This window comes from Actinokineospora terrae (assembly GCF_900111175.1).
Taxonomy (GTDB): Bacteria; Actinomycetota; Actinomycetes; order Mycobacteriales; family Pseudonocardiaceae; genus Actinokineospora; species Actinokineospora terrae.
In genome coordinates this window covers 16211-33124 of record NZ_FOGI01000024.1, presented here as the reverse complement: position 1 = coordinate 33124, position 16914 = coordinate 16211, and the positions used below count along the sequence as shown (strand labels likewise).

Genomic DNA, 16914 nt, shown 5'->3' with positions numbered 1-16914 from the left:
CCAGCGGGCTGTCGCAGCGTTGTCCTGACGGAGAGAGTGACATCACCATGACTGTGTCCGATTCGCTCGCGGTCGTGTGGCGCAAGAGCAGCCGCAGCGTTGACAACGGTCAGTGCTTGGAAGTCGCCATGTTCGGCGCCACGGCCATGCTTCGCGACTCCAAGAGCGCTGGCACCGAGATCCTGACTTTCCCGACCGCCTCCTGGAAGATGCTGGTCGACTTGGCGTCGGACGCCGCGGGCTAGATCAACACCGATCGGCTGGCGACGTGCTGCGACCCGACTCCACGCGGCGTTGTAGCACGTCGTTGATCAAACCCGCGAGGGTGGCGGTCATGGGCGCGCCTTCGCGAACCCGAATGCCGTAGGCGCGACCTTGACCGTCGATCAGCAGTTCGACGCCAGGCCGAGCCGGTAGGGCGTCACGTTCGGCGACGACGATGAGGGGTTGTTGACTGGTCACCGGGTCCTCCGAGCCTCGCGTGCCTTGTGGGCGTGCGTCTGCGCGTGCAGCCCGCGCGAGGATTCCGGCCCCCCAGTTTCCTTAGTCCGCGGGTGGTGTCGTGATCGAGTCTAGCCACGCGGACATATCAACCGTGTCGCGTTTCTGCCCGGCTGCCGTTAGACCTGGTCGGACGTCGCGGCAGGGGCGTGGCCGTCGAGGGTGTGGGCGACGGTCTCCAGCGCACTGATGAGGGCCAGGGCTCGGGATTGGTCTTGTTCGCCGAGGCGGCGGAACCGTGCAACCAGGTCCAGCTCGGTGTCGGTGAGGTCGGGGGCGCCGAGCCCTGCGTCCAGAGCGAAGGCGTGGAAGACCTTGGCGGTGTCCAGCCCGAGGATGGCGGCGAGACGCTCGATGGTGTCGAGACGGGGGAACCTTGCGCCGCGCGAAGGCTTGAGGAGGTTGGCTATGCCTCCGGCCTGGACGCCGTGGCGGCGTTCGAGCTCTTTGATCGAGACGCCGGGGCAGCGTGCCCGGATCAGGGCTTCCACATGGCTATGGCTGCGCGGTTCGGCCGTGCTCATCGTGGATCTCCGCCCTGCGCTGGGTCGAGGTGAGGTTCGCGGGCTGGCCGCGTGGTGAGGATCATGGCGTTTCACTGTGTGGACGCGCATCCCCTCGATGGTCGTAAGTGTTCCGCACAGCCACGGTCGGCGACAGTGGGTTGCTGCAACGCATCGATGCGTTAGGCCGTCAGTCGCCATGTCCTACGGTGAACGGTCCAGCCAAGAGCAACTACGTGCTCACCGAGTGTGGGTGTTGTGCGTGACACGTCGGCAACTTTAGCCCATTCGAGTGACGCAAAAGATGACACGCCGCGCCTTCTACTTGACACGCATGGGTGTTCGGGTGACTGTGGAGGGCGCGGGACACCTGGGGGTTCCCGCCCGTGTGCGCGGCGGTGCCCGCGCGTGTTGGGGGCGACGTGTGTCCTGAGGCCATAGCGACGGCGTGAGCCTGTCGGCCTGATCTTGCTCTGTCCTGTCCGCGCCTTATGGCGCGGTGTTTCGTCATGCTCAAGATACGTGTTGTGGCCGTCTGGAGGCGGTCTGCTCAATGTCGACTTGGACTTATCTGGGTACGGACCCTGTTCCGGGTTCGGTGGTGCTGGATGACCTGGAGATCGTGCTGGAGTACCTGCGTCGGGTGAAACAGCGGCAGCGCTACTACACCGAGCTGCGGGAGTCGCTGGAGCTGGTGATCAAGGATCGGCTCGGTGAGACCGAGGTCGGCACGCTGCGCGGGGTGCCGGTGGCGACGTTCAAGAAGTCGTTGCGGATCTCGGTGTCGATCGCGCGCCTGCGGGCGCTGCACCCGGACGTGGCGAAGGCGTGCGAGGACATCGCCGAGGTCCGCACCTTCGTCCTGTTGGGCTGATGAGCCCGCGGTCCTCGCCCGGTCGACGGCGGAAGGCTCCCGTCGACCGGGCGGTTCCACCCGCACCGGTGGACGCGGTGGATGCGGCGGTGGAGCTGGCCGCGACGCTGCGGCCTCTGCCGTTGGAGTACCCGGACACCGTCACGCACATCGCGGCGTTGTTGGCCGGTGACCCGCGCAACCGCGACCAGGTGCGCGCGGTGGTCGAGATCGTGATCGGTGACGCGTTGGCCGATCCGTTCTGGGAGACCACCGCGAACCGGTGGCGGTCGAGCCTACCGCATTGGGTGCGTCCGCCGTGGGTGGGCGCGACGGTGCGGCGGCTGGCCGCCGCCGGGGTCCTGGTGGCCACCGGCCGCTACGCCCGGTCGACCGATGCCAAGGGCGGCAACGGGGGCAAGCTCCAGCCGATCTACGCGCTGAACCTGGACCCGGTCCGTCGCCCTGATCCGGCGTCCGTGGTGGAGGCCGCGGTGTCGTGAGCCGCTACAGCCACGCCGACGCGGAAGCGGCCCGGCGGGCGATAGCGGGCCTGGTGGTGGGTGAGGAGTTGGGCACGGCCGCGCGTGAGGTGGCCGTGGCGATCCTGCACGCCCAGGGCCGCACCGACGCCGAGACCGCCGCCGCGCTGCGCCTGTCGACCTACACCGCCGCCCGCATCCGGGCACGGCTACACCTGCGCGCTCACGGCGCGCGTAGTTGACCTTCGAGACCTCCTGGGGGAGATCACACGATGGCGCGTGATCACGCACGCCTGTATCTGGATATCTGGGACGACGCAGATTTCCTCGCACTGTCCACTCCGGCCAAGCTCGTGTATCTGTTTCTGTTCTCCCAGCGCCGGTTGACCTACGCCGGGATGCTCGACGTCGCCGTGCGCCGTTGGGCCAAGTCCCACCCGGACCTCGGACTCGATGGCGTGCGCGCCGCGCTGGCCGAACTGGACGCGGCGCGGTTCATCGTCGTGGACCAGGACACCGAGGAGCTGTTGGTCCGTAGCTTCGTGCGGCGCGACGAGCTGTGGCGCCAGCCCAACACCCTGCGCGCCGCGCTGCGGACCGGGTTCGAGATCGTCTCGCCGATCCTGCGCGCCTCGCTGGCCCGGGAGCTGCGGCGGCTGCCGGTGGAGATCACCGGTCCCGCGCCGATGGTCGCCGCCCACGAGCTGGAGGCCGGGGCGCGCACGCTACCTCCCTCGGTGATGGCCGCGATGGCCCAACGCCCCCGACGCGCCGACAAGGCCACCACCACCCCAACCGCGCCCGCGCCGATCGACACCGAGCGGGCGAGCGAGGTACCGGCCAACCCTTCCGAGATCCCCTCGGCTAACCCTTCGCCGATCCCTTCCGCGCGACCTGAGGGAGAAGGGAGTAGGGAGCAGGGTGAAGTAGTTCCTCTTACGTTGGTAGATCAAGAAAGGGGTGACCCCACGCGCGTAGCGCGCGACACGCACGCACGTGAGACCCCCGACGACCAACAGGTCGGGTCGAGGCGGCAACGCCGCCGCGCCGAGGCCGAACGCCTGGTCACCGTCCACACCCCCGAGCAACCCCGCCGCGTCCGGGAACGGCTGCGCGCCGAGGTGATCGACCTGCTGCGCGAGGACGTGGAGCCCGCGGTGATCGCAGCCGGATTACGCGCCTGGTCGAGCAAGCGGCTTCCGGTGTCTTGGCTGCCGGAGCTGGTCGCTGAACACCAACGCGCCGCCCTGGTGGCCGCCGCACCCGCCCAGCGCGCCGAAGCCGTGGCCGCGGCGGAGGCGATCGAACGGATGCGCGCCGACGCCCTCGCCGACAACGACTGCTCCCCAGTCGGGCTCGCCGTGCGGGAGCTGCCCGCGCACGCCGACCCGGCCACGCTGCACGCGATCGTCGCCCACGCGCTGGACGCGACGTTCCAAGCCGACGCCGAGTCGGGGCGGGTGCGGGCATGAGCGCACACACGCAGCCGCCGTTGACGCGTTCGGAGGTTCGAGCGTTGCTGACCCACTACCGGGTCACCGGCCACGCCCCGCCCACCGACACCCAGGTCGACGCGTGGCTGCACGAGCTGCGCGGACACTCCGCCGGAGAGTGCCACGCCGCGCTGACCGTCCTCCAGGCCCAGCACCACGGCCGGATCACCCCCGCCGACGTGATCGACCGCATCCGCATCGCCCGCGCCCACCCCGTCACCCACCTGCCGGTGGTGCCCGCGCAACGCCGCGCCGGCATCACCCGCGAACGCGCCACCGCGGCCCGGGACCGGGGGATCGTCGCCGTCTACACGGCAATGGGCTGGCCGCTCACGCCCGACCGGGACACCGCCCTGCAGGTGCGGTGCCCGTTCTGCAAAGCCAACCCGGGCCACGGCTGCGGGCCGCTGACCCGCGACCGCCTCGGCCGCCGAGAGCGTCGTGACCGACGCACCGGTCTGCACCCGTCCCGACTCGACGCCGCCCGCACCAGCACCGAGGGAACCGCCCGATGAACCACACCCTCCACGACGACCAAGACCAGCGAGTGGAGCTCCACGATCCCGTCCAGCTCCGCCTGGCGTTCGACGCCGCGGTGGACCAGCTCTGCGCCCCCGGGATCGGCACCATCACCCGCGACGACGGCAGCACCGACCGCGCCCTGATCCCATGCCTGCTCGACCAGCTCGTGCAGGCCACCGAACCCGGCAGCGAGCGCACCGGCGCCACCGGAATCGGCTCACGACCACCGGCCAGCCTCAACGCCGTGGCGGTGGTCGCCGAGATCGGCAGCGAGATGCGCCGCCAGCTCGCAGCCCACGGCCACCACCCCCGCCACCACCGCCCCACTTACGCACTGTCCCAACAGGTCCGACTCTGGGCCAGCCACGCCGAGGAGTGGCAGATAGAGGACCCCGAGTACCTGGCCCACGCCGCCGACCAGGCCCAGCGGTGGGTCACCACCGCCCGCGCCATCGTGGAACCACAACCCCGGTACCGGCTCCGGGGCCACGCCTGCCCGACCTGCCGGGAAACCACAGTGCTGGTGTGGTCGGACATCGAGGCCGAGTGGGTGCGCCAACCCGCGCTGTGGATCGACACCGACCGCGTCGAAGCCGCCTGCGCTGCCTGCGACATGCGCTGGCCCCTCGACCACTGGCAACGACTCGGCCAGATCCTCGACCAGCAGCGCAAGACCGTGCTCGCCTTGGACTGCGAATGATCCGGTCATCGGTTGACCTCATGATCGTCCCTATGGCACACTGGTGGGGCTCGGCGGAGCCATGCCCACATCACGCCGAGACCATCACCTCTTCCCCCACGGCGACGGTCCGCGCATCCACCCCGCGCGGACCGTCGCCCTCCCGGGTGCGGGCGGCCTTGCCTGCCGGACCGTCGGTGCCGACCCCGCACCGAAATGATCCGCGCGAGCGCCGCCCGCACCCCCTTTCCGGAATTCCACGACAGATTTCCGTCATTTCCGCAATACCGCGCAAAGCGCGAGTGACGCCGGTGATGATGATTTCATTTCTTGTTCTTGAAATTACCGTGAGTGCCGCCGCATGGTGAATGGGCAAGTCCTAACAATCCCAATTGGGGTTGAGGGAATCCCGCTCATTTCACGAAGGGGTCGACCCATGCGTTATGCCCGCCGAAAATGGGGTCCACCGATGGTGGGGCGATATCAATTGTCCGTAGGCGCGGACCACGTCGGTGACCGAGTCCGCGACAGCGCCCACATCCCGAGCGTCCCCGCACTCGCCGGATTCCTGGTCCGGCACGACCTGCCCGCGCAGTTCACGGATATGGTCTTCTCCGCCACCGTCTACCGCCATCACCTGTTCTCGCCGTGGATGATCGACGTCCACGTCCACGGCGCGACCGTGCGGGCCGACGACGCGCCCGGGACTCTGCAACGCCTCGCGGACGCGATCGAGGACGCGGTGATCGGGCACAACGCGATCTACCACGGTCGGCCTCGATTCGGCGCCGTGCACGCGGTCGTGCTCGAACCCACTGACGAACATCACTACCGGCCCGGGCACGTGAAGGTCCGCCGCTACTACATCGCCCACCGCTTGGCCGACCTCGCCGACCGTGCCCGGCGCGTCACGGGGTGGGTTCGGTGACCGGCGAGCTCACGCACATGCAGCAGCCGTTCACCGTGGCGCACGGCATCCATCTGGTGCTGAGCCTGGAACAGCTCTACGGCACCATCCCCCAGGGTGCCACGCTCCGAGTGCTGATCTTCGACCGGTCGCGGCTGGTCGTGGCGATCGGCGGCCTGGAGGACGAGTTCCTGGTCGGCCCCGGCACCCCCACGCTCTCCGAGGACACTGCCCTGCAACCGCGGCACCTGACTCTGGAAGCCAAAGCGGTGCACGACGCGGGCTGGCACGCGGTGCATGCCTTGTCCCCGCACAAGCCCCACGGCGGCGGACTCGTGCACCCGACGCAGGTATGGATGCTGCCCCGGATGCAGTCCGTGCTCACCGACGCCCGCTGGCCCCACGGAGTCGTCCACCTCGACGGTGGGGAGACGCCGTGACGGACACAACGCTCATCTGCAAGGTCTGCGACCGCGCCCTTCTCCGGCGCACCGACGAGAACGGCGTGACGTTCCTTCACCCGGTCGCGCTCGGCAAGGTCGAGCACGAGCCAGTGCCGGTGCAAGCTCCCCCGGGATGGCGCGGACTGTGCGACTTCTGCACCGACGGCCACTCCGAGTTCCTTATCCCGGCCAACATCTTCACCGTCCCCACGATTCCGGGCGCCCCGATCGGCATGAGCGACATCGCGTGGTCGGCCTGCTCGATATGCACCCTGCTGGTCGAGTCCGACCGCTGGAACACGCTCCTCAACCGCACCGCCGCGACCCACGAACGCCGCTACGGCGAGCCCATGCCCGAACTCGCGCGCACCTTCGTGCGCAAGCTCCACCGGAAGCTGCGCGCCAACATCACCGGCTCCGCCCAGCCCATCGACCCCGGCCAGGAGACGCCATGACCACCGAGATCCTGTGCGCCAACCACGAGGGCCGCGACGTTCCAGCGGTCGCGGTCGTGCTCTACGACGGTCCACCCCCCGGCATCGGGCACGGACTGTGCGCCTCATGCGCAAGCTGCACCGACGCCCCCTGCGCCGAGCCCGGCGTCATCCTGGACACCGAGTACAACGAACCCTGGTGCGGCTACCACGCCGCCGGGTTCCCCCAGGACGAGGCCCCGCGCGGCCCGGCCATCGTGCCGATCGACTCCGACCGCTACCGCGCAGTGACGGCGGGTGGGAACCGATGAGCCGACCCCCGAACGCACCAGAACCCGACCCCGCCACGGTTGAGCACCCGGCAACGCACATCGGCTGTGAGCGCTTCACCTGGATGCTGATCCGGTGGTGCGTCACCCACGCACGGGAGCTGATCGCGGCCGACCCCGGCGCGGCCGTCCTGCACCCCGAGGTCGACATCACCAGGCTGGCGGTGTTCATGCCACCCGCGATCCCCTCCGGAGACACGATCTCGTTGGTCACGGTCGACATCGACCACGACGCAGCGATGGCCAGCGACCTGGAGCGACCGATCATCGTGGCCCCGATCCCTCCCTACCGCGGCAAGGACTCCGGCTCGGTGGTCATCGACGGCTGGGAGCAGGTGTACAAGGCACTGCACCAGTTCCGGCAGATGCTGCCCGCCTACGTGCTCACCACGCAAACCGAACACACGGTCCGCGACCCCTTCCCCTACACCCCGCCCGAGTGGCGATGACCCGGCGGCGACCCGGCCACGGCCGGTCGACACGGGCGCGGCACTGGGGCAGGATGGAGCACGCCTTTCAGGTTCTGTTGGCAAACTGAGCTGTGAGGCACGAAGGGGCTCGGCGGTCACCGCCGAGCCCCTTCTCTTTACCCTCGATCCCCATTTACGCAGGTCGCTAAAATGCACGGAAATGGCGATACTCTGATCGGGTAAATCAGCCGGTGAGAGATCAGATAAAGGTGGACATGGCAGTGGTGGCCGGTAATGTTGTGGGTGCCAACAGAACCGCCCCGGCCGATCTGGTCAGGGCCGAAAACACCCCTGAAAGGGCTTCTCATGGCTCATCTGATTGACATTGGTGAGGATGGCACTGCCGCTTTTGTCTCCGCCAACAAGCCAGCCTGGCATCAACTGGGCACCGTGGTCCCCGGGCCGATGACCGTTGCCGATGCCCTCAAGCTGGCCAAGCTGGACAACTGGGATGTCCGACTGGACCCGGCAGCCTCACCGAGCACCGGAACCCAGTGCCCGGAGTGCTCCGCCAAGTTGGGAGCCACCCACGGAGACATGTGCGAGATCGGGGACCACGAGGGAGAGGACGACACCCGCCTGGTGGTGGAGGACGACTGCGTGGAGTGGCTGACGACGGATGACTACCGGGCCGTCACCCGTATCAGCCCGTTCACCGGCAAGCGTGAACTGCTCTCGTTCGTAGGCCCCGAGTACACCCCCATCTCCAATGAGCTCATGGGCGAGACGCTGGTCGCGATCCTGGACCAGTCTGGGGCAGTTGTGGACACCGCCGGAGCGCTGCGAGGTGGCAAGGAAACCTTCATCACCGCGAGGATCCCCAAGGGCATCATGGTGGGTGGAGTGGACCCGGTGCAGATGAACCTCGCCGCGCTGGGCTACTTCCACCAGGGCCGGGCCAACGAGTTCCTTGCCACCATGGTCCGGGTGGTGTGTGCCAACACCCAGACCGCGGCGATCCACGGCCACGTCTCCCGCTGGGCCTTCCGGCACACCCCGTCCGGCCCCGACAAGGTGGCCAATGCCCGGGATGCCCTCAAGATCACCTTCGACTACGCGGACGCCTTCGCCGAGGAAGCCGAGAAGATGATCGGTCAGGACCTCGCCATCAAGGAGTTCGAGGCCCTGTGCCGGGAGATCTGGCCCGCCCCCGCCGACGACGCGCGCAGCGACGTCAAGGAACGCGACGACCTGCTGACCACCGAACTCATGACCATCTTCAAGGGGGACACGAACGCCAACATCGGCGGCAGGCGCAAGAAAGGCACCCACTGGTCCGGGTTCCAAACGATCGGGGAGTACATCGACCACCGGGCACCCGTGGCCGGTGAGAACGCGGCCACCGCCCGCGCAGAGCGGGCACTGATGGGCCGGGGAAACCAGATCAAGCACCAGGCATTCAAGCTCTTTCAGGTGGCCTGAGATGGACCCGACCGCCACATGGGCCGAACTGTCCACACTGGCCAGTGACACCCTGTCCGGCCGTGAACCGGACCCCGACCGCATGTCCGAACTGATCACCGCCCTGAACCAGTGGGCCGCCCGGGGTGGCCACCCGCCCGCCCAGTGGACCCCCTAACCGACTACCCGGCCCCCGGCCCCCACACCGCCCGGTGTGGGGGCCGGACCCATGCCCGCACCAGGCCCTGTGCCCCGGGGGTGCCGATGCCCGCCCGCGCCCCCCGCTCCTGCTCTCGTCCCGGCTGCCCCAACACCACCACCGGGGGCCGGTGCGCCGCGTGCCGTACCCGCGCGCGCCGGTCCGGGGGCACCTCCGCTGACCGTGGTTACACCGCCGGTCACCGCTCCCGCTTCCGGCCCGCTGTGCTGGCCCGTGACCCGGTGTGCCGCTGTGACCGCACCGACTGCCCCGGGCACCCGGACCGGCCGTGTGCCGAACCTGCCACCGTGGCCGACCACTGGCCCGCCACCCGCCGTGAACTGGTGGCCGCAGAGCTGGACCCGGACGCCCCCGCGCGCGGGCGGGGGCTGTGTGCCCGGTGCCATGCCCGGGTGACCGCCACCGACCCCCGCACCCGGGGAGGCTGGCACTCCCCGTGACCGCCGCCCCCACCCGTGACCGTGCCCCGTGCCGGAGCTGCCGTCCGCCGGAGCTGCCCGCCACGCCCAGCCGGTCACGCACGGCCACCGCCGGCCGACCCCCAGGGGGGTCACCCCTGACCGGCCCGGGAGGGCACAAGCCACTGAGGGCCGGGTATGGCCGGTCAGGTTTCCGGCACGGCCGAACCCACGTGCCTCCGGGGGTGGCTGGTGACCGATCCGATCACCGCCAGGGACACCCGGCTGGCCGCGGTGCTGGCAGAGCTGGAGCAGGCCGACGAGCAGTACCTGGCCTGGCGCGGCGAGCGGGAATCCCTGATCCGGCAAGCGAAAGCGCTCGGAGCCTCACACCGGCGGATCGCCGATCACACCAGCCTCACCCACACCGGCATCGGACGGCTGATCCGCCGCACCACCCTGGCCCCGGACCTGGAACAGGCCCGGTGACCCTGGCACCACACGGTGCCCGGGTGTCCACACACGAAGGAGCCGACCTGCCGATCACCATTGACGACATCACCTCCTCGGAGACCATCCGCGCGGAGTTGGCCGCCGAGGGGAAACCGGTTTTGCTTGGCTTCTCCCGGGGCAAGGACAGCCTCGCCGCCTGGTTGGCGATGCGCGACGCCGGGATCACCGTCGTCCCCTACCACCTGTACCTGGTGCCGGGGCTGGCGTTCGTGGAGGACTCGCTCAAGTTCTATGAGGACTTCTTCGGTACCCGCATCGTGAACTTGCCGCACCCGTCGCTGTATCGGTGGCTCAACTCGTTCCTGTTCCAGCCACCGGAGCGGTGCGCGATCATCGAGGCCGCCCAGTTCCCCGAGCCCACCTACGAGGAGATCGCCGACCTGCTCCGCAACGATCTGGACCTGCCGGGGGCGTGGAACGCGGACGGAGTGAGAGCCGCCGACTCACCGAACAGGCGGATGGCGATGGTCACCCACGGCCCGGTGCGCGAGCACCTGCGCAAGGTGTCTCCGGTGTGGGACTGGCGCATCGCCGACGTCCGCGACGCCCTGGCCCGCCACGACTGCCCGCTGCCGCCGGAGTACGAGTGGTTCGGCCGCTCGTTCGACGGGCTCGACTATCGCTTCCTCAAGCCGATCAAGGACAACGCACCCGAGGACTACGCCCGGATCTTGTCCTGGTTTCCGCTCGCCGACCTGGAGATCTTCCGCCGTGACCTCACCCGATGACCAGGACCCGAACACGGACCTGCTCGCCCAGCTTCAGGCCCAAGCCTCACTCGGCGCCCCGCTGAGCCAGGACGACCTGCTCGCCCAGCTCAACGCACCCCCGGAACCGGACCCGCTGGAGAACGTCGACTACACCGGCGACCTGGAAGCAGACTCCGCCGCCGAGCTCGATGCGCTGGCCAAAGGGTTCAGGGAGCGCACTGCCCGCGAGGACGAGCGTTTCCGGCTGGCCACCGACTCCGAACACTGGTTCGCGATGTGCTTCAAGACCCGCGCCGCCAAGGAAGCATTCCTCCGCGCCGCGCGGCTATTGATCCTCGGGGACAAGTACATCGACGGCCACGCCGCCGCCCGCATCCTCGACATCCCCATGCCCACCGACACCCCACCCGACCAGAACGGAAAGGAGTAGCCCACCATGCGCCAGCGCCTCGCCCGCGCCGGAGCAGCCATCCGGCGCCGGTTCTCCCGCACCGCGGCCAGCCCGAGCCGCGGACGCAGCTCCGGCACCTGACCCGGGGCAGACGCGCGGGGCGGTGGGCGGGAAGGAGGTGATCAGCCATCGGCAAGCGCGGCCCGGCCGCCAAGCCCACCGCCCTGCGCATCCTGCACGGCGACCGCCCCGACCGCATCAACACCAACGAACCCGACCCACCCGAGCAGGAGATCACCTGCCCGGACTGGGCATCCGACACCGCCCGCGTCATCTGGGAGCGCCTGGCCCCCGGCCTGATCGCCCGCCGAGTCCTGACCGTGTGGGACAGCGACGCGTTCCTTGTGCTGTGTGAGGCCCTGGCCCGGTACCGGGCAGCTACCCAGTTGGTCAACGGCTCGGCGCTGCTGGTGCAGGGCGGTGCGGGGCTGATGAAGAACCCCGCCCTCCAGGTCCAAGCCGACGCCGAACGGACGTTCCTCCAGTTCGCGGCCCGGTTCGGGCTGACGCCCTCGGATCGGCAGGCGATCAAGGTCGAGGTGGGCCATGTCCACCACGGCCAAGGACCCGACCGGCTCCTCTCCTAGCAAGCCTGCCCGCGGCTCGAAGACCCGCCCCCGCACCCGCACCGCGACGCCCCGCACAACCACTAGAGAGCCCGGGGCGCGGCTGCCGGTGTGCGGGCGGACCTTCGACGGGCGCACCTGCCGCAAGCGCGGAGACCACCTGTGCAAGCCTCGCGCGGATCACGCCCAGGCGTTCGCCGAGGAGATCTGTGTCCACACCAAGGACCGGTGGGCGCGCACCCCGTTCATCCTCGCCGAGTGGCAGCGCGACGACATCGTCCGGCCTCTGTTCGGCGAGGTCCGCTGGGACGACGAAGCCGGGGTCTACGTCCGCCGGTTCCGCATCGCCTGGATCGAGATCGCACGCAAGAACGGCAAAAGCGAGCTGTTGGCGTTCGTGGCGCTGTACATGCTGTGCGGGGACGGGGTCGAGTCCGCCGAGATCTACGGCTGCGCCCGCGACACCGACCAGGCAAGGCTAGTTTTCAACGTCGCCGCCCGCATGGTCGCCCTCTCCCCGGTCCTCTCGCGCCGATTGAAGGTCCTCGACAGCAGCGCGAGGATCGTGGACGAGAAGACCAACTCCGTCTACGTCGTCGTCCCCGCCGACGCGTTGGGCAACCTCGGCTCCAACCCTTCCGCCGTGATCTTCGATGAGGTGCTGACCCAACCCAACGGCGACCTGTGGCACGCGATGCGCACCGGCATGGGCACCCGCCTCGAACCCTTGTTGATCGCCGCGACCACCGCGGGCAACGACCCCAGCTCCTTCGCCAAGGCCGAACACGACGAGTGCGTCAAAATCGCCGACGACCCGAGCAGGGCTCCGCACCGGTTCGTCTACCTGCGCAACCTGCCCGCCGACGCGGACCCCTGGGACGAACGGAACTGGTACCACAGCAACCCGGCGCTGGGTGACTTCCTGTCCTTGACCGCCCTGCGCGAGGAAGCACTCGAAGCCCGCAACGACCCCGGCAAAGAGAACAGCTTCAGGCAATTCCGGCTCAACCAATGGGTCTCGCAAACCTCACGCTGGATGCCCATGCACCTCTACCTGGCCTGCGCCGGAACCGCGCTCGACCACCCCGCCCTGCTACGGGAGCGCCTGGCCGGAAAACCCGCGTGGGGTGGACTCGACCTCGCCTCCAAACTCGACCTCACCGCCTGGTGCCTGATCGTCCCCGACGGCATCGACGGGCACGTCTCCGCGCTGTGGCGGTTCTGGTTACCGGAGTCCGCGGTGAGCTTCCTGGACGAACGTCTGGACGGCCGCGCCACCCGGTGGGCCGAACAGGGCTGGCTCACCGTCACTGACGGAGAGGTCATCGACTACGACGTCATCGAGAACGATGTGGTCACCGACACCAGACTCTTGCGCGTCGCGGACGTCTCCTACGACGAGTGGTCCGGCGAACCCGTCCGCCAACGACTGGAGAAGCGAACCGGGGTGCCGATGTACCCGGTCGCCCAGACCTACAAGGGCATGACCCACGGCATGACCGAACTCATGGCCCTCACCAAATCCCGCACCTGGTCCCACCACGGCAACCCCATCGCCACGTTCTGCTTCGACAGCGTGGAAGTCCGCCACCCGCCAGGCGAGCCCGATCTGATCCGACCCGACAAGCCCGAGCGCGGCAAGACAGGCAAGCGCATCGACGCGGTGCCGACGTCCGCCATGGCAGTGAGCGGTTGGAAGCTGCGAGGTCAAAAGGTCAGGAAATCGGGCCGGATGGTCGTGATGGGTTAACGATCTCCTGTGGGGTATCGGCAGAGTCGACGTGCAGTTCTTCGCGGATACGAGAGACGAGTTCGATCCGTGCTTGCGTTACGTCGTTGGCTCCGGGATCCAAGTCGACTGTGTCGCTGTAGGTTTGCAACTTCATCATCGTGGCCCAACAGGCAACGACCGCATGTTCGGCTGCCCGCTGTACCGCTGCGGTAGCAATGATCTCGACAGGCTCGGAAGCCGCAGTCACTGCATTGGCCAGTGCTTCGACATGATCCTGTGTCGGCCACGAGGGCGGTCGTGCGTCTCCGAGTTGAGATTCGTCGGTGTCGTTCGACAACCAGCCCGCGCGGTTACCCGCAGCGCGGCCGAAGGCTTCGATGGCGGTAAGCAACCCAACATAGATCGTGACTCGATGCTCACGCCACTGCATCCGGGCATCGTGCTCGCGTGCCACCTGCCGGTCAGTACTTTCGCGTTTCCAGCGTGTGTCCTCACGCTTCTGCTCCCACCACCGGGTAAGTCCCGCACCGACCACGCCGCTGATCAACGAGGCCGCAAGAGTCACCCACCACGCCTGCATGACCGGCACCGTACCTGTGACGCCTGGTGGTGGTGTCGTGGCAAGCGCAGATCTCACCCTCTCGGGTACCACCTGGCTACAACGGCTGTCCACTCAGCATAACGCGCAACTACCCGAGTTGGAGTTGCTGGACGCCTACTACGAGGGCGAACAACCGCTGTCCTATATGCACCCGGAACTGCTGCGTCGCCTGGACAACCGGGTCCGTCAGGTCGTGGTGAACTGGCCCGAGCTGATCGTGGACAGCCTCGATGAACGCTTGGACGTCACCGGCTTCCGACTCGGTGGTCGTGACGCTGCGGATCGAGATCTATGGCGGATCTGGAAGGCGAATCGGCTGGATTTGGCCAGCCAGCAGGCACATGTGGATGCGTTGGCGATGGGGCGTGCGTTCGCCATCGTGGGTACCAATGAGCAGGACGCGGATACGCCGTTGGTGACGGTGGAGTCGCCGTTGGAGGTGCACGCGGAGCTGGACCCGCGGACTCGCAAGGTGCGTGCGGCGCTCAAGCGCTGGTACGACGATGAGGCCGCGCCGGGCACGTCCAGTCAGGTCGCTTCGCACGCGACGCTGTATCTGCCGGACGAGACGATCTGGTACACCTCGCTCGACGGCGGTTCGGCGTGGACCGAGACCGACCGCGACCGGCATGGCATGGGCGTGGTCCCGGTCGTGCCGCTGATCAACCGGCCTCGTACCCGGCGCCGCAGGGCAAAGCCGTTGTCGCTGGGGCGTTCGGAGCTTGCGTCAGTAATTCCGCTGTCGGATGCGGCGTGCAAGATCGCCACGGACATGATGGTCAGCGCCGAGTTCCACGCGATGCCCCGCCGGTACGCGCTCGGTTTCGAGCAGGCCGACTTCGTTGACGCGCAAGGTAAACCGCTCACGCCGTGGCAGGCGGTGGCCGGTGTCCTGTGGGCCACGCCCAAGTCTCCACGTGAGGACGGTGTGGCGGTCGGCCAGTTCCCCGAAGCGGACCTGTCCAACTTCCACAACACCCTCAACGCGTTGGCGCGGCTGACCGCGTCGATCTCCGGTCTGCCGCCGCACTTCCTGGGTTATGCCACGGAGAACCCGGCGTCGGCAGACGGCATCCGTTCCAGCGAGGGGCGCCATATCAAACGTGCCGAGCGGCGCCAGCGCAGTTTCGGCGACGGCTGGGAGCAGGTCATGCGGTTGATCTTGTTGGTGCGCGATGGCCGTGTCCCGCCGGAGGCGTTGCGGATGGAGACGATGTGGGTGGACGCGGCCACGCCGACGTTCGCGGCGCAGGCCGACGCGGTGACCAAGTTGTACAGCGCGGACAAACTCTTGCCGCGCCGGGCATCGAGGCGCGCACTGGGCTACTCGGACGCGCAGATCCGGGACATGGAAGCCGAGGACCAGTCCGCCTACGCCCGTGTCGCCGGTGGGGACCTGGCCGCCGAGTTCGGCCCCCGCCCCGACCCCGTACCCGAGTTCGACCGGGACGGCGAATCACCTGCCGTCCCCGAGCTCCGCGGTGCGCGTCCCGCGCCGCCGGCGTTCCTCGCACCGTCCGGAGGTGGCCCATGAGCACCCCCCTGCAAGACCCCGAGGCCCGGTTGTACGCGCGGCAGCAGCTGGCGGTGCGCGGCGCGGTCGACACCGCGCAGGACGCGTGGTCTCGGCTGTCCATGGCGGACCTGGACGGTTCATGGGAACAGGACGTGCGGCCCCGGGTCGTGATCGCCACCGAGGAAGCCCAGATCACCGCCGCCGCCATCGCCGCGCCCTACGTCACCGCCGCCTTGGCCGCCGCCGCTGCGGTATCCGCCCCGATGGGGCGGTTGGTCGCGCAGGCGTTCGCCGGGTACGCCGCCAACGGAATGCCGCTACGGGTCCTGATGGACCAGGTGCTGGCCTGGCTCCGCCGCGCCCTGGTCCTCGGGATGCCCGTCTCCGACGCCCGCACCCTGGGTCTGTCCCGTCTGCTCACCTACGTTGCCACCGAGGTCGGGGACACCGGCCGCGCCGCCGTGCAAGCCGCGATGATCACCGAGCCCGCGGTGGCCGGGTACGAACGCGTGGTGAGGCTCCCGGCGTGCGGGCGGTGCGTGATCTTGGCCGGGCGCCTCTACCGCGTCTCCGATGGGTTCCTACGCCATCCGCGCTGTGACTGCCAGATGCGGCCGGTCACCCGCGAGCAGTGGGAACACGACGACCGTGGCAACTCGCCAACGGCATTGTTCGACCGCATGACCGAGTCCGAGCAGGACCGCGCGTTCGGCAAAGGTGACGCCGCCGCGATCCGCGCCGGGGCGGACATGGCCCGCGTGGTCAACGCCCGCCGCAAGGGCGCGGTCTACATCGCAGGCGGCCACGCCTTCACCCGCGAGGCCACCACCGTCCGCGGCATCGGCCGCCAGCTCGGTGACACCGCCACCCGGCCCGGGGCGCGGTACCGCAGCAGCGGCATCGCCCGACCGACCGCCGCGCAGCTGGTGCACAGCAGCGACAACCGCGCCGAACTGATCGCCGAATTGCGTCGCTACGGCTATCTGCGCACCGAGAGCTTGGCGACGACGTCGGTGTAGAACAGCGTCCCCGCCGTTGACCTTTAAAGGTCAAGTGGGTCGCGTTTTTTTTGATTTCCCGAGGCGGCGGCCATGGTGCCGACCAGCATCGTCACAACCGCTGTGACCAGCCACGACATGGTCCACGGCGTGAGCTTCCCCTCTGTCCCGGCTGCTACCTGAGCGCCAGCG

The 16914-nt window shown here is 68.8% G+C and carries 24 protein-coding genes; 21 read left to right on the top strand and 3 right to left on the bottom strand.

Going from position 1 to position 16914, the window contains the following annotated elements:
- The coding region (locus tag BMY07_RS33060) for a DUF397 domain-containing protein (protein ID WP_218150865.1) at positions 1-245 on the top strand (245 nt) is incomplete at its 5' end.
- 1 nt (position 246) lies between these two features.
- Here BMY07_RS33060 and BMY07_RS33995 read toward each other — a convergent pair.
- Together BMY07_RS33995 and BMY07_RS33055 are read right to left on the bottom strand one after the other, a co-directional pair.
- On the bottom strand, positions 247-462 hold the full coding sequence (locus BMY07_RS33995) for a hypothetical protein (RefSeq protein WP_143073770.1): 216 nt from the start codon (positions 460-462) through the stop codon (positions 247-249).
- A gap of 158 nt (positions 463-620) precedes the next feature.
- Positions 621-1025 (bottom strand): helix-turn-helix transcriptional regulator, encoded by a 405-nt coding sequence (locus BMY07_RS33055; RefSeq protein WP_143073769.1) that lies wholly within the window; start codon positions 1023-1025, stop codon positions 621-623.
- A gap of 580 nt (positions 1026-1605) precedes the next feature.
- Here BMY07_RS33055 and BMY07_RS33050 point away from each other — a divergent pair.
- The 18 genes from BMY07_RS33050 to BMY07_RS32965 all read left to right on the top strand — a co-directional run bounded on the left by BMY07_RS33050 (position 1606) and on the right by BMY07_RS32965 (position 13625).
- Positions 1606-1878, top strand: a complete 273-nt coding sequence (locus BMY07_RS33050; RefSeq protein ID WP_143073768.1) for a hypothetical protein — start codon at positions 1606-1608, stop codon at positions 1876-1878.
- Between the two features lie 68 nt (positions 1879-1946).
- Positions 1947-2360, top strand: a complete 414-nt coding sequence (locus BMY07_RS33045) for a hypothetical protein (RefSeq protein WP_092787229.1) — start codon at positions 1947-1949, stop codon at positions 2358-2360.
- Positions 2357-2581, top strand: coding sequence for a hypothetical protein (locus BMY07_RS33040; protein ID WP_092787227.1), 225 nt, complete (start codon positions 2357-2359; stop codon positions 2579-2581). Before BMY07_RS33045 ends, BMY07_RS33040 begins: the two co-directional genes overlap by 4 nt.
- Before the next feature lie 30 nt (positions 2582-2611).
- On the top strand, positions 2612-3811 hold the full coding sequence (locus tag BMY07_RS33035; protein WP_092787225.1) for a hypothetical protein: 1200 nt from the start codon (positions 2612-2614) through the stop codon (positions 3809-3811).
- The gene (locus BMY07_RS33030) at positions 3808-4347 is read left to right on the top strand and encodes a zinc finger domain-containing protein (RefSeq protein ID WP_143073767.1); all 540 of its coding nucleotides are present in this window, start codon (positions 3808-3810) and stop codon (positions 4345-4347) included. The genes BMY07_RS33035 and BMY07_RS33030 overlap by 4 nt, the downstream gene beginning before the upstream one ends.
- On the top strand, positions 4344-5054 hold the full coding sequence (locus BMY07_RS33025; protein WP_092787221.1) for a DUF7341 domain-containing protein: 711 nt from the start codon (positions 4344-4346) through the stop codon (positions 5052-5054). The genes BMY07_RS33030 and BMY07_RS33025 overlap by 4 nt, the downstream gene beginning before the upstream one ends.
- Positions 5055-5520: 466 nt before the next feature.
- Positions 5521-5961 carry a hypothetical protein gene (locus BMY07_RS33020; protein WP_092787219.1) on the top strand — a complete coding sequence of 147 codons (441 nt, stop codon included), beginning with the start codon at positions 5521-5523 and terminating at the stop codon, positions 5959-5961.
- Complete coding sequence (locus BMY07_RS33015) at positions 5958-6380, top strand: hypothetical protein (protein WP_092787217.1); 423 nt, start codon at positions 5958-5960, stop codon at positions 6378-6380. The genes BMY07_RS33020 and BMY07_RS33015 overlap by 4 nt, the downstream gene beginning before the upstream one ends.
- Entirely contained in the window at positions 6377-6838 is a 462-nt protein-coding gene (locus BMY07_RS33010; protein ID WP_092787215.1) for a hypothetical protein, read from the top strand. The genes BMY07_RS33015 and BMY07_RS33010 overlap by 4 nt, the downstream gene beginning before the upstream one ends.
- The gene (locus BMY07_RS33005) at positions 6835-7128 is read left to right on the top strand and encodes a hypothetical protein (RefSeq protein ID WP_092787213.1); all 294 of its coding nucleotides are present in this window, start codon (positions 6835-6837) and stop codon (positions 7126-7128) included. The genes BMY07_RS33010 and BMY07_RS33005 overlap by 4 nt, the downstream gene beginning before the upstream one ends.
- Positions 7125-7595: a hypothetical protein gene (locus BMY07_RS33000; RefSeq protein ID WP_092787211.1), complete on the top strand. Its 471-nt coding sequence runs from the start codon at positions 7125-7127 to the stop codon at positions 7593-7595. The genes BMY07_RS33005 and BMY07_RS33000 overlap by 4 nt, the downstream gene beginning before the upstream one ends.
- Positions 7596-7850: 255 nt before the next feature.
- Positions 7851-9038 (top strand): DUF932 domain-containing protein, encoded by a 1188-nt coding sequence (locus BMY07_RS32995; RefSeq protein ID WP_092787209.1) that lies wholly within the window; start codon positions 7851-7853, stop codon positions 9036-9038.
- A gap of 1 nt (position 9039) precedes the next feature.
- Positions 9040-9195, top strand: coding sequence for a hypothetical protein (locus BMY07_RS34735; RefSeq protein WP_177215940.1), 156 nt, complete (start codon positions 9040-9042; stop codon positions 9193-9195).
- Positions 9196-9887: 692 nt separating this feature from the next.
- A complete protein-coding gene (locus tag BMY07_RS32985) occupies positions 9888-10124 on the top strand; it encodes a hypothetical protein (RefSeq protein ID WP_143073766.1) in 237 nt (78 codons plus the stop codon).
- Between the two features lie 23 nt (positions 10125-10147).
- The gene (locus BMY07_RS32980) at positions 10148-10876 is read left to right on the top strand and encodes an adenine nucleotide alpha hydrolase family protein (protein ID WP_218150864.1); all 729 of its coding nucleotides are present in this window, start codon (positions 10148-10150) and stop codon (positions 10874-10876) included.
- The gene (locus BMY07_RS32975) at positions 10860-11288 is read left to right on the top strand and encodes a hypothetical protein (protein WP_092787202.1); all 429 of its coding nucleotides are present in this window, start codon (positions 10860-10862) and stop codon (positions 11286-11288) included. Before BMY07_RS32980 ends, BMY07_RS32975 begins: the two co-directional genes overlap by 17 nt.
- 149 nt (positions 11289-11437) lie before the next feature.
- Positions 11438-11896, top strand: coding sequence for a phage terminase small subunit P27 family (locus BMY07_RS32970; RefSeq protein WP_092787200.1), 459 nt, complete (start codon positions 11438-11440; stop codon positions 11894-11896).
- Positions 11856-13625 (top strand): terminase large subunit, encoded by a 1770-nt coding sequence (locus tag BMY07_RS32965; protein WP_177215939.1) that lies wholly within the window; start codon positions 11856-11858, stop codon positions 13623-13625. Before BMY07_RS32970 ends, BMY07_RS32965 begins: the two co-directional genes overlap by 41 nt.
- Here the strand turns inward: BMY07_RS32965 and BMY07_RS33990 are convergent.
- Positions 13591-14187: a hypothetical protein gene (locus BMY07_RS33990; protein ID WP_143073765.1), complete on the bottom strand. Its 597-nt coding sequence runs from the start codon at positions 14185-14187 to the stop codon at positions 13591-13593. The two genes, BMY07_RS32965 and BMY07_RS33990, sit on opposite strands and share 35 nt — an antisense overlap.
- Here BMY07_RS33990 and BMY07_RS32960 point away from each other — a divergent pair.
- Both BMY07_RS32960 and BMY07_RS32955 read left to right on the top strand, forming a co-directional pair.
- Entirely contained in the window at positions 14186-15742 is a 1557-nt protein-coding gene (locus BMY07_RS32960; RefSeq protein WP_245782800.1) for a phage portal protein, read from the top strand. The two genes, BMY07_RS33990 and BMY07_RS32960, sit on opposite strands and share 2 nt — an antisense overlap.
- Entirely contained in the window at positions 15739-16743 is a 1005-nt protein-coding gene (locus BMY07_RS32955; RefSeq protein ID WP_092787198.1) for a VG15 protein, read from the top strand. The genes BMY07_RS32960 and BMY07_RS32955 overlap by 4 nt, the downstream gene beginning before the upstream one ends.
- Positions 16744-16914 lie beyond the last annotated feature (171 nt).

Coding starts and splice junctions, on each gene's coding strand:
- BMY07_RS33055 (WP_143073769.1), bottom strand. CDS start 1,025: ATGAGCACGGCCGAACCGCGCAGCCATAGCCATGTGGAAGCCCTGATC.
- BMY07_RS33035 (WP_092787225.1), top strand. CDS start 2,612: ATGGCGCGTGATCACGCACGCCTGTATCTGGATATCTGGGACGACGCA.
- BMY07_RS33030 (WP_143073767.1), top strand. CDS start 3,808: ATGAGCGCACACACGCAGCCGCCGTTGACGCGTTCGGAGGTTCGAGCG.
- BMY07_RS33025 (WP_092787221.1), top strand. CDS start 4,344: ATGAACCACACCCTCCACGACGACCAAGACCAGCGAGTGGAGCTCCAC.
- BMY07_RS33005 (WP_092787213.1), top strand. CDS start 6,835: ATGACCACCGAGATCCTGTGCGCCAACCACGAGGGCCGCGACGTTCCA.
- BMY07_RS33000 (WP_092787211.1), top strand. CDS start 7,125: ATGAGCCGACCCCCGAACGCACCAGAACCCGACCCCGCCACGGTTGAG.
- BMY07_RS32995 (WP_092787209.1), top strand. CDS start 7,851: ATGTTGTGGGTGCCAACAGAACCGCCCCGGCCGATCTGGTCAGGGCCG.
- BMY07_RS34735 (WP_177215940.1), top strand. CDS start 9,040: ATGGACCCGACCGCCACATGGGCCGAACTGTCCACACTGGCCAGTGAC.
- BMY07_RS32965 (WP_177215939.1), top strand. CDS start 11,856: ATGTCCACCACGGCCAAGGACCCGACCGGCTCCTCTCCTAGCAAGCCT.
- BMY07_RS32960 (WP_245782800.1), top strand. CDS start 14,186: ATGACCGGCACCGTACCTGTGACGCCTGGTGGTGGTGTCGTGGCAAGC.
- BMY07_RS33990 (WP_143073765.1), bottom strand. CDS start 14,187: ATGCAGGCGTGGTGGGTGACTCTTGCGGCCTCGTTGATCAGCGGCGTG.
- BMY07_RS32955 (WP_092787198.1), top strand. CDS start 15,739: ATGAGCACCCCCCTGCAAGACCCCGAGGCCCGGTTGTACGCGCGGCAG.